At 71.7% G+C, this 17,254-nt stretch carries 8 protein-coding genes, 1 rRNA gene and 1 pseudogene; 5 read left to right on the top strand and 5 right to left on the bottom strand.

The genetic code is table 11. The features are described from left to right. Positions 1-118: 118 nt before the first annotated feature. Positions 119-1,330 (bottom strand): L-2-hydroxyglutarate oxidase, encoded by a 1,212-nt coding sequence (gene lhgO / locus B1H19_RS19825; RefSeq protein ID WP_083105987.1) that lies wholly within the window; start codon positions 1,328-1,330, stop codon positions 119-121. A gap of 151 nt (positions 1,331-1,481) precedes the next feature. Beyond that, entirely contained in the window at positions 1,482-2,930 is a 1,449-nt protein-coding gene (locus B1H19_RS19820) for a hypothetical protein (protein WP_044363052.1), read from the bottom strand. Between the two features lie 682 nt (positions 2,931-3,612). Here B1H19_RS19820 and B1H19_RS19815 point away from each other — a divergent pair. Continuing rightward, a complete protein-coding gene (locus B1H19_RS19815) occupies positions 3,613-5,691 on the top strand; it encodes an asparagine synthase-related protein (RefSeq protein ID WP_083105986.1) in 2,079 nt (692 codons plus the stop codon). Positions 5,692-5,860: 169 nt separating this feature from the next. Here the strand turns inward: B1H19_RS19815 and B1H19_RS19810 are convergent. After that, positions 5,861-7,870: pseudogene (locus B1H19_RS19810) on the bottom strand (sigma-70 family RNA polymerase sigma factor). A gap of 243 nt (positions 7,871-8,113) precedes the next feature. Continuing rightward, complete coding sequence (locus B1H19_RS19805) at positions 8,114-8,986, bottom strand: TetR/AcrR family transcriptional regulator (RefSeq protein ID WP_083105985.1); 873 nt, start codon at positions 8,984-8,986, stop codon at positions 8,114-8,116. Positions 8,987-9,384: 398 nt separating this feature from the next. On the opposite strand from B1H19_RS19805, the gene B1H19_RS19800 reads away from it, so the two are divergent. Together B1H19_RS19800 and B1H19_RS19795 are read left to right on the top strand one after the other, a co-directional pair. Then, entirely contained in the window at positions 9,385-10,749 is a 1,365-nt protein-coding gene (locus tag B1H19_RS19800; protein ID WP_083105984.1) for an NAD(P)/FAD-dependent oxidoreductase, read from the top strand. A gap of 324 nt (positions 10,750-11,073) precedes the next feature. Further along, a complete protein-coding gene (locus B1H19_RS19795; RefSeq protein ID WP_083105983.1) occupies positions 11,074-12,846 on the top strand; it encodes an ATP-binding SpoIIE family protein phosphatase in 1,773 nt (590 codons plus the stop codon). Positions 12,847-12,940: 94 nt separating this feature from the next. Here the strand turns inward: B1H19_RS19795 and B1H19_RS19790 are convergent, their stop codons facing one another. Beyond that, complete coding sequence (locus tag B1H19_RS19790; protein WP_083105982.1) at positions 12,941-14,227, bottom strand: MFS transporter; 1,287 nt, start codon at positions 14,225-14,227, stop codon at positions 12,941-12,943. Positions 14,228-14,427: 200 nt separating this feature from the next. Here B1H19_RS19790 and B1H19_RS19785 point away from each other — a divergent pair, with 200 nt between their 5' ends. Beyond that, on the top strand, positions 14,428-14,988 hold the full coding sequence (locus B1H19_RS19785) for a MarR family winged helix-turn-helix transcriptional regulator (protein ID WP_083105981.1): 561 nt from the start codon (positions 14,428-14,430) through the stop codon (positions 14,986-14,988). A gap of 695 nt (positions 14,989-15,683) precedes the next feature. Beyond that, a 16S ribosomal RNA gene (locus B1H19_RS19775) occupies positions 15,684-17,212 on the top strand. The last annotated feature ends 42 nt before the right edge of the window (positions 17,213-17,254 follow it).

Raw genomic sequence — 17,254 nt, 5'->3', positions numbered from 1 at the left:
GTAGGGGAGGGGGCGGCGTGGGCGTCTTTCCGGCGCCGCCGGCGTCCGCGCCCAGGCCGTCCGCCCCGCCGCGCCTCGCACTACGGCGGCCCCGCGTCCCACCGTCCCCGGCCCCTGATCACTCCCCCATCACCCCCAGAACCCTCCGCGCCACCTCCCGCCCGATAGGCAGCGACGCCGTGGCCGCCGGCGACGGCGCGTTGAGGACGTGGACCATTCCCGGGGATTCGGCGAAGAGGAAGTCGTCGACGAGGGTGCCGTCGGGGAGGACGGCCTGGGCGCGGACGCCGGCGGGGGAGGGGAGGAGGTCCTCCTCACGGGCGGCCGGGAGCAGGCGGCGGACGGCTTCGGCGAAGGCGTGGCGGGAGAGGGAGCGGTGGAGTTCGCCGGCGCCGTAGCGCCAGTGGCGGCGGGCGATGTGCCAGGAACCGGCATAGGCGAGGGTGCCGGCGAGGTCGGTGGGGCGGATCGTGCGCCAGGTGTAACCCTCGCGGGCGAGGGCGGGGACGGCGTTGGGGCCGATGTGGACGGCGCCGTCGATGCCGCGGGTGAGATGGACGCCCAGGAAGGGGAAGGCCGGGTCGGGGACGGGGTAGACCAGGCCGCGGACCAGAGAGGCGCGCTCGGGGGCGAGGGTGAAGTACTCGCCGCGGAAGGGGACGATCCGCATGCCGGGGGCGTCGCCGGCCAGCCGGGCGATGCGGTCGCAGTGCAGGCCGGCGCAGTTGACCAGGGCGCGGGCGCGGTAGACCGTGTCGGCAGTCGTACGGACCGCCACGCGGCCCGGCCGGCGCCCGATCGTCGTCACCTCGGCGCCGTACACGATCCGGGCCCCGGCGTCCGTGGCGAGCGCGGCGTACCGGCGGGCGACCGCGCCGAAGTCGCAGACGCCGGTCGTGCCGACATGGATGGCGGCCAGGCCGCGCACCTCTGGTTCGTACTCCGCTATCTGGGCGGGGCCCAGCTCGCGCACCGGCAGGCCGTGCTCCCGGCCGCGCTGGATCAGGCCGTGCAGCCGGGGCAGCTCGCTGCGGTCGGTGGCGACGATCAGCTTGCCGGTGACCTCGTGCGGGATGTCGTGCTCGGCGCAGAACTTGACCAGCTCGGCCGAGCCCTGGAGGGCGTAGCGGGCCTTGAGGGAGCCGGGCGGGTAGTAGATGCCGCTGTGGATCACGCCGCTGTTGCGGCCGGTCTGGTGGCGGGCGGGCCCCGGCTCCTTCTCCAGCACCACGACGCGGGTGCCCGGCGCGGCGCGCGTGAGCGCATACGCCGTGGAGAGCCCGACGATGCCGGCACCGATCACCAGCACATCGCAGTCGTACGCCGCCACTGCACCTCCCCAACCGGACGACCGCAGGCCCGCCCCTGGCCGGGGGCCCGCGCGTCATTTGCCGACGACGTACTCCATCATGACGGTCACCACTGACAATGCGGCAGGTACGAGCCGGGGCGGCCCGCCCCGCCGCCCCGCCCGCGGCCCCCTACGCCGGCGCCGCCAGCAACGGCCGCGCCCGCTCGCGCAGCTCCACCACCCGCGGCTCGTCGCCGTACGGCTCCAGGCGGTGCAGCAGATCGCGGACGTACTCGGTGGTGCGGGCCGAGGAGATCCGGCCGGCCACCTCGACGGCGCGGGTGCCCGCCGCGCAGGCCGCGTCCAGATTGCCCGACTCCAGTTCGGCGACCGCGGACACCACCAGGCGCAGCCCGTGCGAGCGGACGAACTCCTCCGTGGGGCGGGAGAGCGCTTGCTCGGTGAAGCGCCGGACCTGGCGCGGCAGCCGCAGATCCCGGTAGCACTCGGCGGCGTCGGCGGCGAACCGCTCGTAGGAGTAGAAGTCCAGCCAGGACGGGTCCGGGTCGCCGCTGCGGGAGCGCTCCAGCCAGCCCTCGGACGCCTTCAGCGCCACCTCGCACGCGCGGGCCTCGCCGGCCTTGGCCTGGGCCCGCGCCTCCACCAGGCGGAAGAAGCTCATGGTGCGCGCGGTGGCCAGGCCGCGGTTGCGCTCCAGGGCGGCCTGGGCGAGGTCGACGCCCTCGTCGGCGAAGCCGCGGTAGGTCGCCTGGAGGGACATCGAGGCCAGGACGTAGCCGCCCAGGGGGACGTCGGCGGCCGCACGGGCGAGCCGCAGCGCCTGGATGTAGTAGCGCTGGGCGGCCTCCTGCTGGCCGGTGTCGAAGGCCATCCACCCGGCGAGGCGGGTGAGTTCGGAGGTCGCGCCGAAGAGCGCCCGACCGACCTCGTCGCTGTACGAGGCGAGCAGCAGCGGCGCGGCGTCCACCCGCAGGCATTCCGGCACCATCGACGAACGCCAGTCCCCGCCGCCGTACTTGGAGTCCCAGCGCCGCGCGTCCTCCGCCGCCTCGCGCAGTTTGGAGACATCGCTGTGGCCGACGTGCTGCGGGATCCCGGCATCTCCGGCCGCCGCGGCATCCTTGTCGCGAGCCTCGGCCGCCTCCCGCGCCACCGAACTGTCGGCCGGGGATATCAGCCAGCGGGAGGCGGGGGTGGCGTACGCGCTGACGGCGAACGATCCGGCCAGGCTCTGCCAGATGCCGCCGCTGCCCCCTCGCCGCCCGGCCAGATCAAGTCGGTAGAGCTCGGTCGCGGACCGCACCGCCGCGCCCACATCGCGGGGAAATGCCAGGCCGACCTCGGGTGCCGGGTCCGCGTCGGCGAGCCCGATCTCGTGCAGCGGCACCGGCCGGCCGAGCTTGCTGCCGATCGCGGACGCGATCAGATGGGGCGCGGCGCCCTGCGGCACCATGCCCTTGGACACCCACCGGGCCACCGACGTCTTGTCATAGCGAAGCGTCAGTCCACGTTGCGCACCGAGGTCGTTGACCCGGCGCGCCAATCCGGCATTGCTGATCCCCGCGAGGGCGAGAACGGTGCCGAGCTTTTCGTTCGGCCCGCGTATATCCCTGGACATGCGCACCCCTCGACACAGCGACAGCCTCCCCGGTACCCCCGGGGCATGCGTCCACCCAGAGTAGTTCGCCGGATCCCGACCGTTAAGAGTCGGTGTCCCGGATGGCGAGATTCGTGTTCAAACAGGGGTGCGGGAATTGGCATGTGCTCCGGGTACGTGTGCCCGTGCGCCCGTCCGTGCGCGCTGCCTGCCCTGTGACGAGAGCGCTTCCATGGGTCCTGCGTGGGTTGGCCCGCTGCACTGGATCCAGTGGGCTGGGGGATACCGCCACCTCATTCCCCGCGGGTGGCGGTCCGGTCCGGGAGGCGAAGCCCGCTTCCCGGACCGTCGCGCAGATCGGCCGACGGCCGGTTGCGGCACCCGTTGACGCGACGCCCGATCGCATCAACTGGGCTGAACCGTACAGACTTTGGCCGAAAATCGACGGGTGATGATTTCACGCCGCGGCCCATTCGGAGCCGCCTCGGGGGCCACACGGGGGGCCACCCGGGGTCGACGCGGCCCCCGCCCGCGCCGCGAACACCCCGCATACGGGCCACTCTTGTACCCTCCCGCACGCCCCCGCCATGGCAGCATGGTCCGCGCAACACCATGGCGACAGCTTGGCAATCCGCTGTACGGGCGGCCGACGTACGGGCGGCCGTGCGCCCCTCGGCGGACGGGGAATCGGGTGGAGGCGGCGATGCGCTGGTTGGTGGGGTGGAGCAGTACCGCCACGGGACCGGCCGCCGGCCGAGAGAGCGCGACCGTCCTGCCCGTGGGCGCCCAGCTTCTGTGGGGCGACCCGGATCCGCTGTGGGCCGTCGGCGACTGGCGGCCCGACGAGGTACGCGTCGTCCAGGCCGATCCCCAGACCCGGCTCGCCGTCTTCGGCGTCTGCGGGGCCACCGACGACCAGTTGCGGGTCGGGCTGTTCGCGGCGCGCGGGGGCGCACTGAGGCATCTGACCGCATGGCCCGGCAGCTACACCGCAGTCGTCCAGGTGGGGCGCCGGATCACCGTCACCGGCGATCTGGCCGGCGCCCGGCCCGTCTTCCACACCCCCTGGGCTGGCGGCACCGCCTATGCCACCGCCGCCCTCCCGCTCGCCGACCTCATAGAGGCCGGCCTGGACGTCGGCCATCTCGCCGCGCTGCTGGCCTGCCCGGACGCCCCCGAGGCGCTCGGCACCGGCACACCCTACGAAGGCGTCCGCCGCATCCCGCCCGGCCATGCACTGGTACTGCGCGGCGGCGCCCGCGACATCACCTCCTACGAGCCGACCGCCTCGCTCGCCGTCGCCGCGCCCCAGATCCCCCCGGAACAGGCCGTCGACGGGGTGCGCGAGGCGCTGATCGAGGCGGTACGGGCCCGGCTGGCGAGCCCGCGGCACGTCCCCGACCCCGACGGCCTGGACGGCCTCGACCCCGGCCCGGTGCCCGGTATGGGGCCGGCCGAACGGCGGGCCGCCCGCGGCGCACCGGCTCCGGGCATCGGAGCCGACCTCTCCGGCGGCAGCGCTTCCGGCACCCTCGCGCTGCTCGCCGCGGGCCTGCCCGGCCGCCCCGGCACCCTCAACGGCCACGGCGAACGGCTGCTGGCCGTCACCTTCAACGACCGTGCGACGGGCGGCGGTCAGGCCCACCGCGAGGCCGAGCTGGAACGCGCCCGCAGCATCGCCGACAACCCCCGGCTGCGCCATGTCGTGGTCGCCGCGGGCGAGGAGGCCCTGCCCTACGCCGACCTCGACTCCCACCCGCTCACCGACGAACCCGGCCCCTCCCTCATCACCGCCGCCCGCCACCGACGGCGGCTGCTCGCCGGCAGCGCCGACCACTTCGTCGGGCACGGCGCCCGCCAGGTCCTCGACGCCCACCCGGCCCGGCTCGCCGACCTCCTCATGGACCGCAGACGGCGCCATCTGCTGCGCCCGGTCACCGCGCTCGCCAAGGCCGACGGCCCCTCCGCCCAGTCCGTCCTCGTCCCCTTCACCGTCTACCGCGCGGCCCGCAAACTCGCCCGTACGCCCTACGCGGAGGGCGTGGCCGACACAGCCCGCCGCCTGATGGAGCGCCAGTTCGCCGACGAACCGGCACCCGGCGGCGCGGTCGACGCCTCGCTCGCCGCCCTCGCCTGGTGCCGTCCCGGGCCCGCCGCACGCTGGCTCACCGGCGAGGCACTGGCACAGGTGGCGGGCCGCCTCGGCGACGCGGCGACCCGCTCGCCCGCCAGCGGCCGCCCCGGCGAGCGGCGCGCCCGCGCGGCACTGGCCCGCCAGGCCGCCGACCACCGCGTCTTCGAGCAGGCCGCCGAGATCCGCAGCCAGCGGCTGCACGCCCCCTTTCTCGACAACCAGGTCGTGCTCGCCTGCCGCGCCCTGCCCGACACCCTGCGGGTGCAGCCGGGCGCGCGGGCGGCGGTGCTGCGCTCGGTGCTCTCCGGCGCGGGCGTACGGGATCTGCCTCCCGGCTGGGGCGCCACCTCGCATCTGACCCATGCGGCCGAGGTACGGGCCGGGCTGCGCACCGCCGTCACCGATCTGGTCGGGCTCTTCGACGCGCCGCTGCTGGCCGACGCCGGGCTGGTCGAGGCGCGGGTGGTGCGCAAGGCGCTGCGCGCGGCGGCCGAGGGCGAGCCGCTGCCGCTGGACGGACTCGCCGAACTGGTCTCCACCGAGCTGTGGCTGCGGCGGCTGCTGGCCCGGAGGGGTACGTGCTGGACGGGCGCGGCGGCGCGGCAGCGAGCACTGGCGGGCGGTGTGGTGCCCCGCGCAAGCCTGTAGCGGGCCAACTCGACGTTCCGCGACGGTGGTTCGCGTGAAGACACCGACGTCCGCGGCGATGTTTCACGTGAAACCCGACGCTGTGCAGCGATGTTTCACGTGAAACATCCGCGATGTCCAGCGCGCCCCAACACTCCTCGCCCAGACCGTCGTTGCCGGGCGGCGCGCCTCACCGGCAGCTGATCTGCGACCGCGCCCAATCCGCCACCGCCACCGCATCCACCGGCGTGACCGGCTCGACGACCAGCCGCAGCGTCGTGCGGCCCGCCAGCGGGACGTGGACCGGCACCGCCGGCTCCCCGGCGCGCACCACGCCGGACCGCCACAGCCGCGCCCCGTCCGCGTACACCGAGAAGCGCACCGCGCCCAGCCCCAGGCTCAGATCGTCGACCCCCGCGACGGCGTCATACGCGGTGCACTGACGATGGAGGTCGATCAGCACCGAGGACGGCCCGTGCACGCTCACGCCGTGCTCGTACTCCGTACCGTCGATACGCGGATACTGCCGCCTCCACACCGGACCGCTCTCGAACGCCCGCAGCTCCGGCGCGGTGCCATCGCCGGTGACGTCGTACGACAGCGCATCGAGGCGGTACGGCGTGGTCGGGGCGGGCGGCGGAGGCGTCGGGGTGGGCTTCGGCGGAGCGGGGGCCGTCGTCGGGGGCGGGGTCGGAGCCGGAGTCGGCTCGGGCGGGGCCGGACGCGGTGTGGGCGTCGGGGTCGGTGTGGGAGTGGGAGTGGGGCTGGGCACCGGGGTGCGGCCCGGGGCCGACGCGACCGGCTCGGGGGAGTGCTGGGGCGGCTTGGGCGACGGCTTCCGCGGTGCGGCGGGGGCCGGCGGGCGCGGCTCGGCCTGCGGCCGTGCCGACGGCTGCGGCGATCCGGCGAGCGCCACCGCAAGCGCAGCGCCCGCCACCACCGTCACCCCGACCCCGATACCGACCTTGACCGGCATCCCCAGCCCCTCGCTCACGGCGGCCCCGCCCGTAGCACCGGACGTCGCACCGGAACCGGCACCCGACGCGGCCGCCGCCGCACCGGCCCCCGCCGCCGCACCCGCGACACCCACCGCCGCGGCCGCGCCCTTGAGCGCATACCCCGCGGCGAATCACCCGACGACCGCGACCGGCAGCAGCGCCCCGATCCGTTCATTGACGTCCGCGACCTCCAGCGCCGCCGAACGGCACCGCGCGCAGTCGTCCAGATGCTTGCGCAGTCCCCGCTCGGCCCGCATCCGCAGCCCGCCCCGTGCAAAGGCCCCCAGCCGGTCCGCGTACCGGGCGCAGTCGCCGCCGGCCGTCAGCGACTGGCTGACATGCGCCTGGAGATACGCCTGCCGGAGGCCCTCGCGGGCACGGTGCGCCAGAACGGCGGTGGCGTTCGCGGTCAGCCCGAGCAGCGGGGCGACCTCGCTCGGCGACTCGTCCTCGATCGTGGTGTGCCACAGCACCGTCTGATAGCGCTCGGGCAGGCTCCGGAACGCCTGTACCGCCATGGACTGCTCGGCCTCGTGCATGGCGCGGACCTCCGCGCCCAGGTCCAGGCCGCTGCCCAACGACCCCGTGTCGTCCATCGACGATCCGTCGGCGGACACGGCGAACACCGCGAAGTCCTCGACCAGTTGCTCCCGCTTCTGGGTCTTCGCCCACGCCGCGGCGACCCGGCGCACCGTCGTCAGCAGATAGGCGCGCACCGCGGAATCGGGGCCCGCCCCGCCGCGCACCGCCTGGAGCGTGCGCGCGAAGACCTCGCCGGTCAGATCCTCCGCGGTGTGGGTGTCCCGGCAGCAGCTGCGCGCATAGCGCCGTACCGCCTGGGCGTGCCGGCGGTACAGCTCCTCATAGGCGGCGTCATCGCCCGCCCGCATGGCGGCGATCAACTGCGCGTCGGACGGCGGCAGTTCGGCACCCTCGCCGGCACCTTCGGCGGCGCCCTCACCGGCCGCCGGACCGCGTCCGGGACGGGTGCCCCGCCCCTCGGAGCGGTCGCGCTGCGCCGGCACCCCGTGCCCGATGTCCTCGGCACGGTCCCGGGTGCGCTCGTGCCGCTCCTCGCCACGGCCCGCCGGGGGAGTCGCCCCCAGAGGCCCGCTCTGCCCGGGAACCTGCGGGGCCGATGCGCCCGGCTCCCCGGCTCCGGACTCGCGACCGAGCCGCTCGTCCCGCCCGTCAACACCCATCGCCGAGGCCCCCGAACACGCCGTCACACCGGAACACCGCGCAAGCGTGCCACACCGGGCGCCCGGGCTTCAGGGCCCGGGCGGGCAACCACTCATCCGAGGATCGTTCCTGCACGACCGCTCCAGCGTTCACCCGTGCGGGGTATCCGCCACCGGACCGTACGCACACCACCCCACCGGCCGCCGGACCCGCCCGCGGGCCCCGCCGAACGGGGCTGCCCGGACGGATCCGGCCGCCGGAACTCACCCGACGGGGCGCGACCGCAGCCCCTCCAGCAGGATCTCCAGCAGCCGCGCCGAGGCGGCCTGCTGCTGCGCGGGGTCGGGCAGCGACGGCGCACCCGTGGCGATCACCAGCAGCACATCGGCCACCGTCACATCCGTCCGCAGCTCACCGGCCGCCTTGGCGCGCTCCACCAGCCGCCCGACGACCTCCAGCAGCGCCTGCGCCCCGGCAGTCTCCTCGCCGCCGTCCGGCCCGCCGCCCGAGGTCTGCGCCGCCGCCGGCTCGCCGCGTTCGCCCTCCGGCGCACCGCGCTGCGCGACCACCCGTACCTCGGCCGCACCGTCCGCCTCCGACGCCACCCGCTGGAGCGGCACCCGGGCCTCGGCCGACTCCTCGGCCTGCGCGCTCACCCGCAGAATCCCCGGCGGCAGCAGCCGCCCGGCCCCCGAGGCCACCGACGTCCGCAGGAAGCGCGACAGCGCCGACCATGCGTCGTCCTCCTGACCGAGCGCGGTGCGCGCCTGGTCCGTCAGCCGCGAGGTCTCCTCCTCGGCTATTCGCCTGACCAGCACGTCCTTGCTCGGGAAGCGGCGGTAGACGGTGCCGACGCCCACCCGGGCCCGGCGTGCCACGTCCTCCATCGGCGCGCCGTAGCCCAGCTCGCCGAACACCTCACGCGCGGCCCGCAGGACGTGCTCCAGATTCCGCTGGGCATCCACCCGCAGCGGCGTGCTGCGGCCGCCGGCCGTCAGACCCGCACCGGCCTTGGCGCCCACTGCCCCGTTACTGCCACCGGCCTTGCCGTTCCCGTTTCCCTGCCCGGCCGCGCCGCTCTGCGACGTCTCCGCCATGGCAACGGCCGTCGGCCAATGAGAGCTCTGCATATGCATAGTGATTCCCCCGGTAATGACGTCTCCCCCCGGAGACTCCCCGCCCTGACTGTGAGGGCATCCCGACAGAGGGTGCACCCCAACGAGGTATGAACATAGTTGAGCCCGGGTCAAGAATGAAGGGGGTGTTCCGCACACTGCGCCCCCCGATCGGCCCAACGGACCGGATCCGCCCCGATTGCGCACCCCGCGCCGCGCCGCGACCTGCGCCCTGACCTGCACACCTCGCCCAGCACCCCGGGAGGGGACCGCCGACCGCTCCGACCGCCCCCGCGTCTGCATTTCGTTCGGCCTGTGGACAAAGCCGCTCGCGGGGTGCGTCATGGAACAGTGGTATCGGGCTCGACCTCGCGAGGAGAACCTCTGTGACGGCAGTGTCTTCCAGGACTTCCAACGAAGTGGCGCGCATCCTCGTGGTCGGCGGCGGTTATGTCGGGATGTACACCGCCCGCCGGCTCCAGCAGAAGCTCAAGCACGAGCTGCGGCAGGGCAGCGTCGAGATCGTCGTGGTCGACCCCGAGCCGTACATGACCTACCAGCCGTTCCTGCCCGAGGCCGCGGCCGGCTCGATCTCGCCGCGCCATGTCGTCGTACCGCTGCGCCGGGTGCTGCCCCACTGCCATGTCGTCATCGGCGAGGTCACCGCCATCGACCACGACGAACGCAAGGCCGTCATCACCACCCTGGCCGCCGAGGAGACCGGGGAGGGCGCCATCCAAGTGGCGTACGACGAACTGGTCCTCGCCCCCGGTTCCGTCTCCCGCACCCTCCCCGTCCCCGGGCTCGCCGATGTCGGCATCGGCTTCAAAACCGTCGAGGAGGCCATCGGCCTGCGCAACCACGTCCTCGAACAGCTCGACATCGCCTCCTCCACCCGCGACCCCGACGTCCGCGACGCCGCCCTGACCTTCGTCTTCGTCGGCGGCGGCTACGCCGGTGTCGAGGCGCTGGCCGAACTGGAGGACATGGCCCGCTACGCCGTGCGCTACTACCACAACATCCGGCCCGAGGACATGAAGTGGATCCTGGTGGAGGCGACCGACCGGATCCTGCCCGAGGTCGGCGAGGAGATGGGCCGCTACGCCGTACGTGAGCTGCGCGCCCGCAATATCGACGTACGCCTGGAGACCCGCCTGGACTCCTGCGAGAAGCGCATCGCCGTGCTCAGCGACGGCGCCCGCTTCCCGACCCGCACCCTGGTATGGACCGCAGGCGTCAAACCGCACCCCATCCTGGCCGCGACCAAACTCCCGCTGAACGGCCGCGGCCGCCTCAAGTGCACCGCCGCGCTCCAGGTGGACGGCGTCGAACACGCCTGGTCCGCCGGGGACGCGGCCGCGGTGCCCGATCTGACGGCCGAGCCGCCCGCCGCCCCCGACGAGCCCCGCGCCACCTGCGCCCCCAACGCCCAGCACGCCCTCCGGCAGGCCAAGACGCTCGCCGAGAACATCGTGGCGACCCTGCGGGGCGGCGACATCACCGACTACGCGCACAAATACGCCGGTTCGGTCGCCTCGCTCGGCCTGCACAAGGGCGTTGCGCAGATCTACGGGCGCAAGCTCAAGGGCTACCCGGCGTGGTTCATGCACCGCGCCTACCACCTCAGCCGGGTGCCCACCTTCAACCGCAAGGCGCGGGTGCTCGCCGAATGGACCCTCGCCGGCATGTTCAAACGTGAAATCGTCTCGCTCGGCTCCCTGGAAAACCCGCGCGCCGAGTTCGAACTCGCGGCGGACACCGGCCGGCACTACGAAGCCAGCTGACGACACCGCCACGACCTGGCGAATGACGCCACATCAGCCGCCGGGCACCCGCGCGGAGCGGAGTGCGGAACTCCACGCCGAGCCCCCGACGTCTGACGGATGTCAGTCCGGTCGGCCACACTGGACGTGTGACCATGGGTGGGCTCGTATCTGCAAAGAGTGACAATCACGAGGATTCTGGACGTTTGCTGCATTCCGTCAGAGGGCGCCGAGCGTGCCCCCAGCCGACCCTCCCCCGGCCCCGGGCCGGGCGGAGCCCAGGGGAGTCCCCCCATGCCGACGGCCCGATCCCGCGCGACGACGCGAAGTAAGAGGTACCCCTCCGTGATCTTCACGCGCTGGAGCGCCAAGCTCCCCGGCACACAACGGCGTACGGCCCAACGCGCCGACCGCGCCACGCCGCCCGCCGGCCCCGCCGCGCCCACGCCGTCCGCCGTATCGGAGCCGGACGCCCCGTCGGCCGCCTCCGGTACCGGATCCGTCCCCGCCGCCCGCGCCGAACCGGCCACCGCCGACGCCCCGGCCCCGGCGGCCGCGCCCCCCACCGTCGACGCGCTCTCCGTCCACGACATCCTCGGCACCATCCCCGCCCTGGTGGCCGTCGTCTACGGCCCCGAACACCGCATCGCCTACGTCAACGGCGCCTACGCCGGCGTCTTCGGCCCCCGCCCCGCCGGCCACACCGCCCGCGAAGCCCTCCCCGAACTCGCCGAACTGGGCCTGCTCCCGCTCATGGACCAGGTGCTGCGCAGCGGCAAGCCCCGTACGGTCAAATCCCGCCGCGTCCCCGGCGGCGCCGGCGCCGACCACACCCGCGACGGCTACTACACCTTCACCTGCACCCCCATCGAGGTCGCCGCCAGCGGCCCGGCCCCCGACCCGGAGGTCGCCTGCATCGCCCCGCACAAGGGCGTACTGGTCTTCGGCGCCGACGTCACCGACCAGGTCGAATCCGCCGAGCGCCTGCGCGCCAGCGAGGCCCGCCAGCGCGAGGCCGCGGTCACCCTCCAGCGCTCCCTCCTGCCCCAGGAGCTCGAACAGCCCGACGACCTCCGGGTGGCCGCCACCTACCAGCCCGGCGGCACGGACGCGGCCGTCGGCGGCGACTGGTACGACGTCATCACCCTCGGCGCCGGCCGCACCGCCCTCGTCATCGGCGACGTCATGGGCCGCGGAGTGCGCGCCGCCGCCGTCATGGGCCAGCTGCGCACCGCCGTCCGCGCCTACGCCCGCCTCGACCTGCCGCCCCACGAAGTCCTCCAGCTGCTGGACGGCCTCGCCGCCGAGATCGACGCCAGCCAGATCGCCACCTGCGTCTACGCCGTCCACGACCCCAACGAAGGCCGCCTGGTCTACTCCTCCGCCGGCCATCTGCCCATCCTCGTCCGCGACGCCGACGGCACCGTCCGGCGCGCCGCCGAACCGACCGGCCCGCCCCTGGGCACCGGCGGCTGGCTGCACACCTCCGGCTCCGTCCCCCTCGGCCCCGGATGCAGCGCCGTCCTCTACACCGACGGCCTCGTCGAACGCCGAGACAAGGACATCGACGACGGCGTGGAGGCCCTGGAAGCCGCCTTCGCGGGCGCCAGCGGAGCCCCCGACATCGTCTGCGACCGCCTGCTGCGCTCCCTCGGCATCACGGCCGCGCACGACGACGACGTCGCCATCCTCGTCCTCCAGCACCCCGAACGGACCGGGCACGACGCCGAGCTCTTCCATAACGCCGCCCTCGAACTCCACGGCGGCACGGAAGCGGCCCCGCGCGCCCGCGCCTTCGCCTCCGGAGTCCTGGCCTCCTGGCGCTTCTCCCCCGAACTGCACGACCTCGGCGTCCTGGCCGCCAGCGAACTGGTCGCCAACTCCCTCCAGCACGGCACGCCCCCCATGCGGCTGCGCCTGCGCCGCACGGACCGCCGCCTGATCATCGAAGTCACCGACGGCGACGACCACCTCCCGCGCCGCCGCCGTGCCGAACCGGCCGACGAGGCCGGCCGCGGCATCTCCATCGTCGCCACCATCGCCTCCTCCTGGGGCTCGCGCCGCACCCCGGGCGGCGGCAAGGCGGTGTGGTGCGAATTCGCCCTGCCACGGACCTAGAGGGACCAGAGGAACTGGAGGAACCAGCGGGACGGGCCGCGCCCACGGGCCCGGACAGGGAGGCCGCGCCACCCCGTCCGGCCCGTACGGCGGTTCACGCCGCCGCGACCACCGGCTCCGACCGCGGCGCCGGAACGGCCGCCACCAGCCGGTGCGGGTTGTCCTGTTCCGGCCGCAGCATCCGCCCCAGCCGCAACGACAGCCCCGTGATCCCCAGGGCGCACGCCACCAGCAGCGCGATGTACGCCACGGCCATCCCGTGCCCCACCATCAGCGCACCCACCGCCGGCCCAACGGCCAACGCCAACTGCTTGACCAGCGCGAACGCCGAGTTGTACTGACCTATCAGCGAGGCCGGCGCCAGATCGGCCACCAGCGGGGCCACCGTCGGCGACAGCATCGACTCGCCTATCCCGAACAGCGCATACGTCGAGATCAGCAGTGCCGTCGCCACCACCGGCGCACCGTGCACCAGCCCGGACAGACCAGCGGCTATCCACGCCACCGTCCATATCCCTCCGACCACGGCCATCACCCGGCTACGCCGACGCCGCTCCACCAACTTCAGCACCACGAACTGCGCCACCACGATCGCCGCCGTATTGGCCGACAGCGCGATACCGAGCGTGGCCGGCGGTATTCGGGTCACCTCGGTGGCATACGCCGCCAGCCCCGACTCGAACTGCCCGTAGCAGGCGAAGAACAACACAAACCCCAGCACGCACAGCCACACCATCCGCCGGTCACCGAACAGCGCCCGCCATGCACCCTTGGGCCGCTCCTCGGTCGGCACCGCATCCTCGACCTTCGGCGCCCGCGGCAGCCGTACGGTCGCAATGGCGACTCCCAGAACCAGGAACATCGCGGCCTCGATGCCGAACAGCCGCACAAAGCTCGCCGCATGGGTCTCGTCGACCAGCAGACCGCCGACCAGACCGCCGACGCCGAGCCCCAGGTTGTTCAGAAAGAACTGCGTCGCGAACGCCCGCGACCGGGTCACCGTCGTCGAGCACCAGACGATCATCGTCGCCAGGGCCGGCTGGATCACCGCGATCCCCGCGCCGAGCGCCACCGCCGAGGCGATGACCATCGGCACCGTGGCGGACAGCCCCAGCCCCAGCGACCCGACGGCCGCCGCGACCGTTCCCGCGACGGCCACCGGCAGCGGACCCCGCCGGTCGATCACCCGACCGGTCAACGGCAACACGGCCAGCGCGGCCACGGCCAGCATGGCCAGCACCACACCGGCCGTACTCGCACCAAGATCACGCACCTTCGCCACATAGACATACAGGTACGGAACCGTGAAGCCATTCCCGAACGCGCTCAGCGCGTTCCCCAGCTGGATCCGGCGCAGCGCGGCGCCCATCGCGGTGGTCACACTCACCTTCCTAGGTCAGATCAAAACGAACAGAACAAGCCGAACCAGACGAACCAGAGGCGCGAACCGACGGGGGCAGGACGGCAGCCCGCCCAAGGCCGAACAGTCACACCCTGAAGACTTCGAAACTAAAGTTCGAAGTTAAAGAGTACACACCGAAGGACTTCGACGCCAATGACTTTCGTGTCATACTGCGCCGCATGCCTGAGCCCTCAGATGCGACGCACGACCCGGCCGAGCCGAGCCTCGAGGAACAGATCGCGGCCTACCAGCGCGAGTTCCAGGACCTCGACCCCCAGGTCGAGCAGGTCGTCTCCGCACTCCAGCGCCTCAACCGGCGGATGAACGTCGCCTACGGACGCCAGACGGCAACCCTCGGCCTGAGCAACGCCGAATGGGAGGTCCTCAAGGCCCTCGTGGTCTCCGGAGCCCCCTATCGGCTGGGCCCCGGCGAACTCGCCAAACGCCTCGGCCTCACGCCGGCCGCCATGACCCACCGCATCGACCGCATGGCGAGCGAAGGTCTGGTCACGCGCGAGCGCGACGAAGCCAACCGGGTCCGCGTCATCGTCGAACTCACCCACGAAGGCCGCGAGAAGTGGCTGGAGGCGATGCGCCTGGCCACGGTCTTCGAAGAGGATCTTCTGCAGGACCTGTCGAGCGACGACCGACACCGCCTGGGCGATGTGCTGACCCGCCTGCTGCGTCGGGTCGAGGACGCCCAGCCGGATGCCGAGGGCCGCCTCAACGACCTCGACTGAGCCCCTGGCCCCTCAGGTTGACACGCCCCTGCCCCATCCGTAGTGTTCTCCGAGTTGCCACAAGGCCGTAACGGTTCTGCGGCAGCCATCCCGCCGCTTCGCGGCACACCACTACTGCACGGCCCCTCACCGGGATCAATTTCGGCATGTCGAAATTCGGACCGGGACTCGATTATGAGTCACCGAGGAATTCCGCTAAAGTAGTGACCCCGACAGGGAATCGGAATCGAATTCGAACCGGCAACGGACGAAATCGGATCTGATACAGTCGGAAAGGCCGAAAAGGCGAAAGCCCGGAAGGCCAACCCCGCTCCAACAGGGGGCCGGAGACGGAAACGGATCTGGTAAGGTTGGAAAAGTGGAAAGGGTCGAAAGCCCGGACCGCACCGGCGAAAATCGGAGCCGAAAGGATCTGATAGAGTCGGAAACGCAAGACCGAAGGGAAGCGCCCGGAGATCCTGGTGAAACAGGAACAAAGGAAGCGTCCGTTCCTTGAGAACTCAACAGCGTGCCAAAAGTCAACGCCAGATATGTTGATACCCCGTCTCCAGCATCAGCTGGGACGAGGTTCCTTTGAAAGTCCTGCCGACACGATGTGCCGGTAGGCGATACACAGCGAGGACGCTGTGAACGACCGGGCTTATTCCGCCTGGTTGTTCCGCTCAACGCGAGTGTCACCCGATTACGGGTAAACATTCACGGAGAGTTTGATCCTGGCTCAGGACGAACGCTGGCGGCGTGCTTAACACATGCAAGTCGAACGATGAACCTCCTTCGGGAGGGGATTAGTGGCGAACGGGTGAGTAACACGTGGGCAATCTGCCCTTCACTCTGGGACAAGCCCTGGAAACGGGGTCTAATACCGGATACGACACGGGATCGCATGGTCTCCGTGTGGAAAGCTCCGGCGGTGAAGGATGAGCCCGCGGCCTATCAGCTTGTTGGTGGGGTGATGGCCTACCAAGGCGACGACGGGTAGCCGGCCTGAGAGGGCGACCGGCCACACTGGGACTGAGACACGGCCCAGACTCCTACGGGAGGCAGCAGTGGGGAATATTGCACAATGGGCGAAAGCCTGATGCAGCGACGCCGCGTGAGGGATGACGGCCTTCGGGTTGTAAACCTCTTTCAGCAGGGAAGAAGCGAGAGTGACGGTACCTGCAGAAGAAGCGCCGGCTAACTACGTGCCAGCAGCCGCGGTAATACGTAGGGCGCAAGCGTTGTCCGGAATTATTGGGCGTAAAGAGCTCGTAGGCGGCTTGTCGCGTCGGATGTGAAAGCCCGGGGCTTAACCCCGGGTCTGCATTCGATACGGGCAGGCTAGAGTTCGGTAGGGGAGATCGGAATTCCTGGTGTAGCGGTGAAATGCGCAGATATCAGGAGGAACACCGGTGGCGAAGGCGGATCTCTGGGCCGATACTGACGCTGAGGAGCGAAAGCGTGGGGAGCGAACAGGATTAGATACCCTGGTAGTCCACGCCGTAAACGTTGGGAACTAGGTGTGGGCGACATTCCACGTCGTCCGTGCCGCAGCTAACGCATTAAGTTCCCCGCCTGGGGAGTACGGCCGCAAGGCTAAAACTCAAAGGAATTGACGGGGGCCCGCACAAGCAGCGGAGCATGTGGCTTAATTCGACGCAACGCGAAGAACCTTACCAAGGCTTGACATACACCGGAAAGCGCTAGAGATAGTGCCCCCCTTGTGGTCGGTGTACAGGTGGTGCATGGCTGTCGTCAGCTCGTGTCGTGAGATGTTGGGTTAAGTCCCGCAACGAGCGCAACCCTTGTTCTGTGTTGCCAGCATGCCTTTCGGGGTGATGGGGACTCACAGGAGACTGCCGGGGTCAACTCGGAGGAAGGTGGGGACGACGTCAAGTCATCATGCCCCTTATGTCTTGGGCTGCACACGTGCTACAATGGCCGGTACAATGAGCTGCGATACCGCGAGGTGGAGCGAATCTCAAAAAGCCGGTCTCAGTTCGGATTGGGGTCTGCAACTCGACCCCATGAAGTCGGAGTTGCTAGTAATCGCAGATCAGCATTGCTGCGGTGAATACGTTCCCGGGCCTTGTACACACCGCCCGTCACGTCACGAAAGTCGGTAACACCCGAAGCCGGTGGCCCAACCCCTTGTGGGAGGGAATCGTCGAAGGTGGGACTGGCGATTGGGACGAAGTCGTAACAAGGTAGCCGTACCGGAAGGTGCGGCTGGATCACCTCCTTTCTAAGGAGCACTTCTTACTCGGACTTGTCCGGGTCAGAGGCC

The sequence above is a fragment of the Streptomyces gilvosporeus genome (assembly GCF_002082195.1).
Classification (GTDB): Bacteria; Actinomycetota; Actinomycetes; order Streptomycetales; family Streptomycetaceae; genus Streptomyces; species Streptomyces gilvosporeus.
The sequence above is the reverse complement of the archived record's forward strand: the minus strand, read 5'-3'. Positions and strand labels throughout refer to the sequence as shown.

Excerpts from the sequence above, each read along its gene's own strand:
- B1H19_RS19805 (WP_083105985.1), bottom strand. The coding sequence starts at position 8,986 with ATGCATATGCAGAGCTCTCATTGGCCGACGGCCGTTGCCATGGCGGAG.
- B1H19_RS19785 (WP_083105981.1), top strand. The coding sequence starts at position 14,428 with ATGCCTGAGCCCTCAGATGCGACGCACGACCCGGCCGAGCCGAGCCTC.
- B1H19_RS19815 (WP_083105986.1), top strand. The coding sequence starts at position 3,613 with ATGCGCTGGTTGGTGGGGTGGAGCAGTACCGCCACGGGACCGGCCGCC.
- B1H19_RS19820 (WP_044363052.1), bottom strand. The coding sequence starts at position 2,930 with ATGTCCAGGGATATACGCGGGCCGAACGAAAAGCTCGGCACCGTTCTC.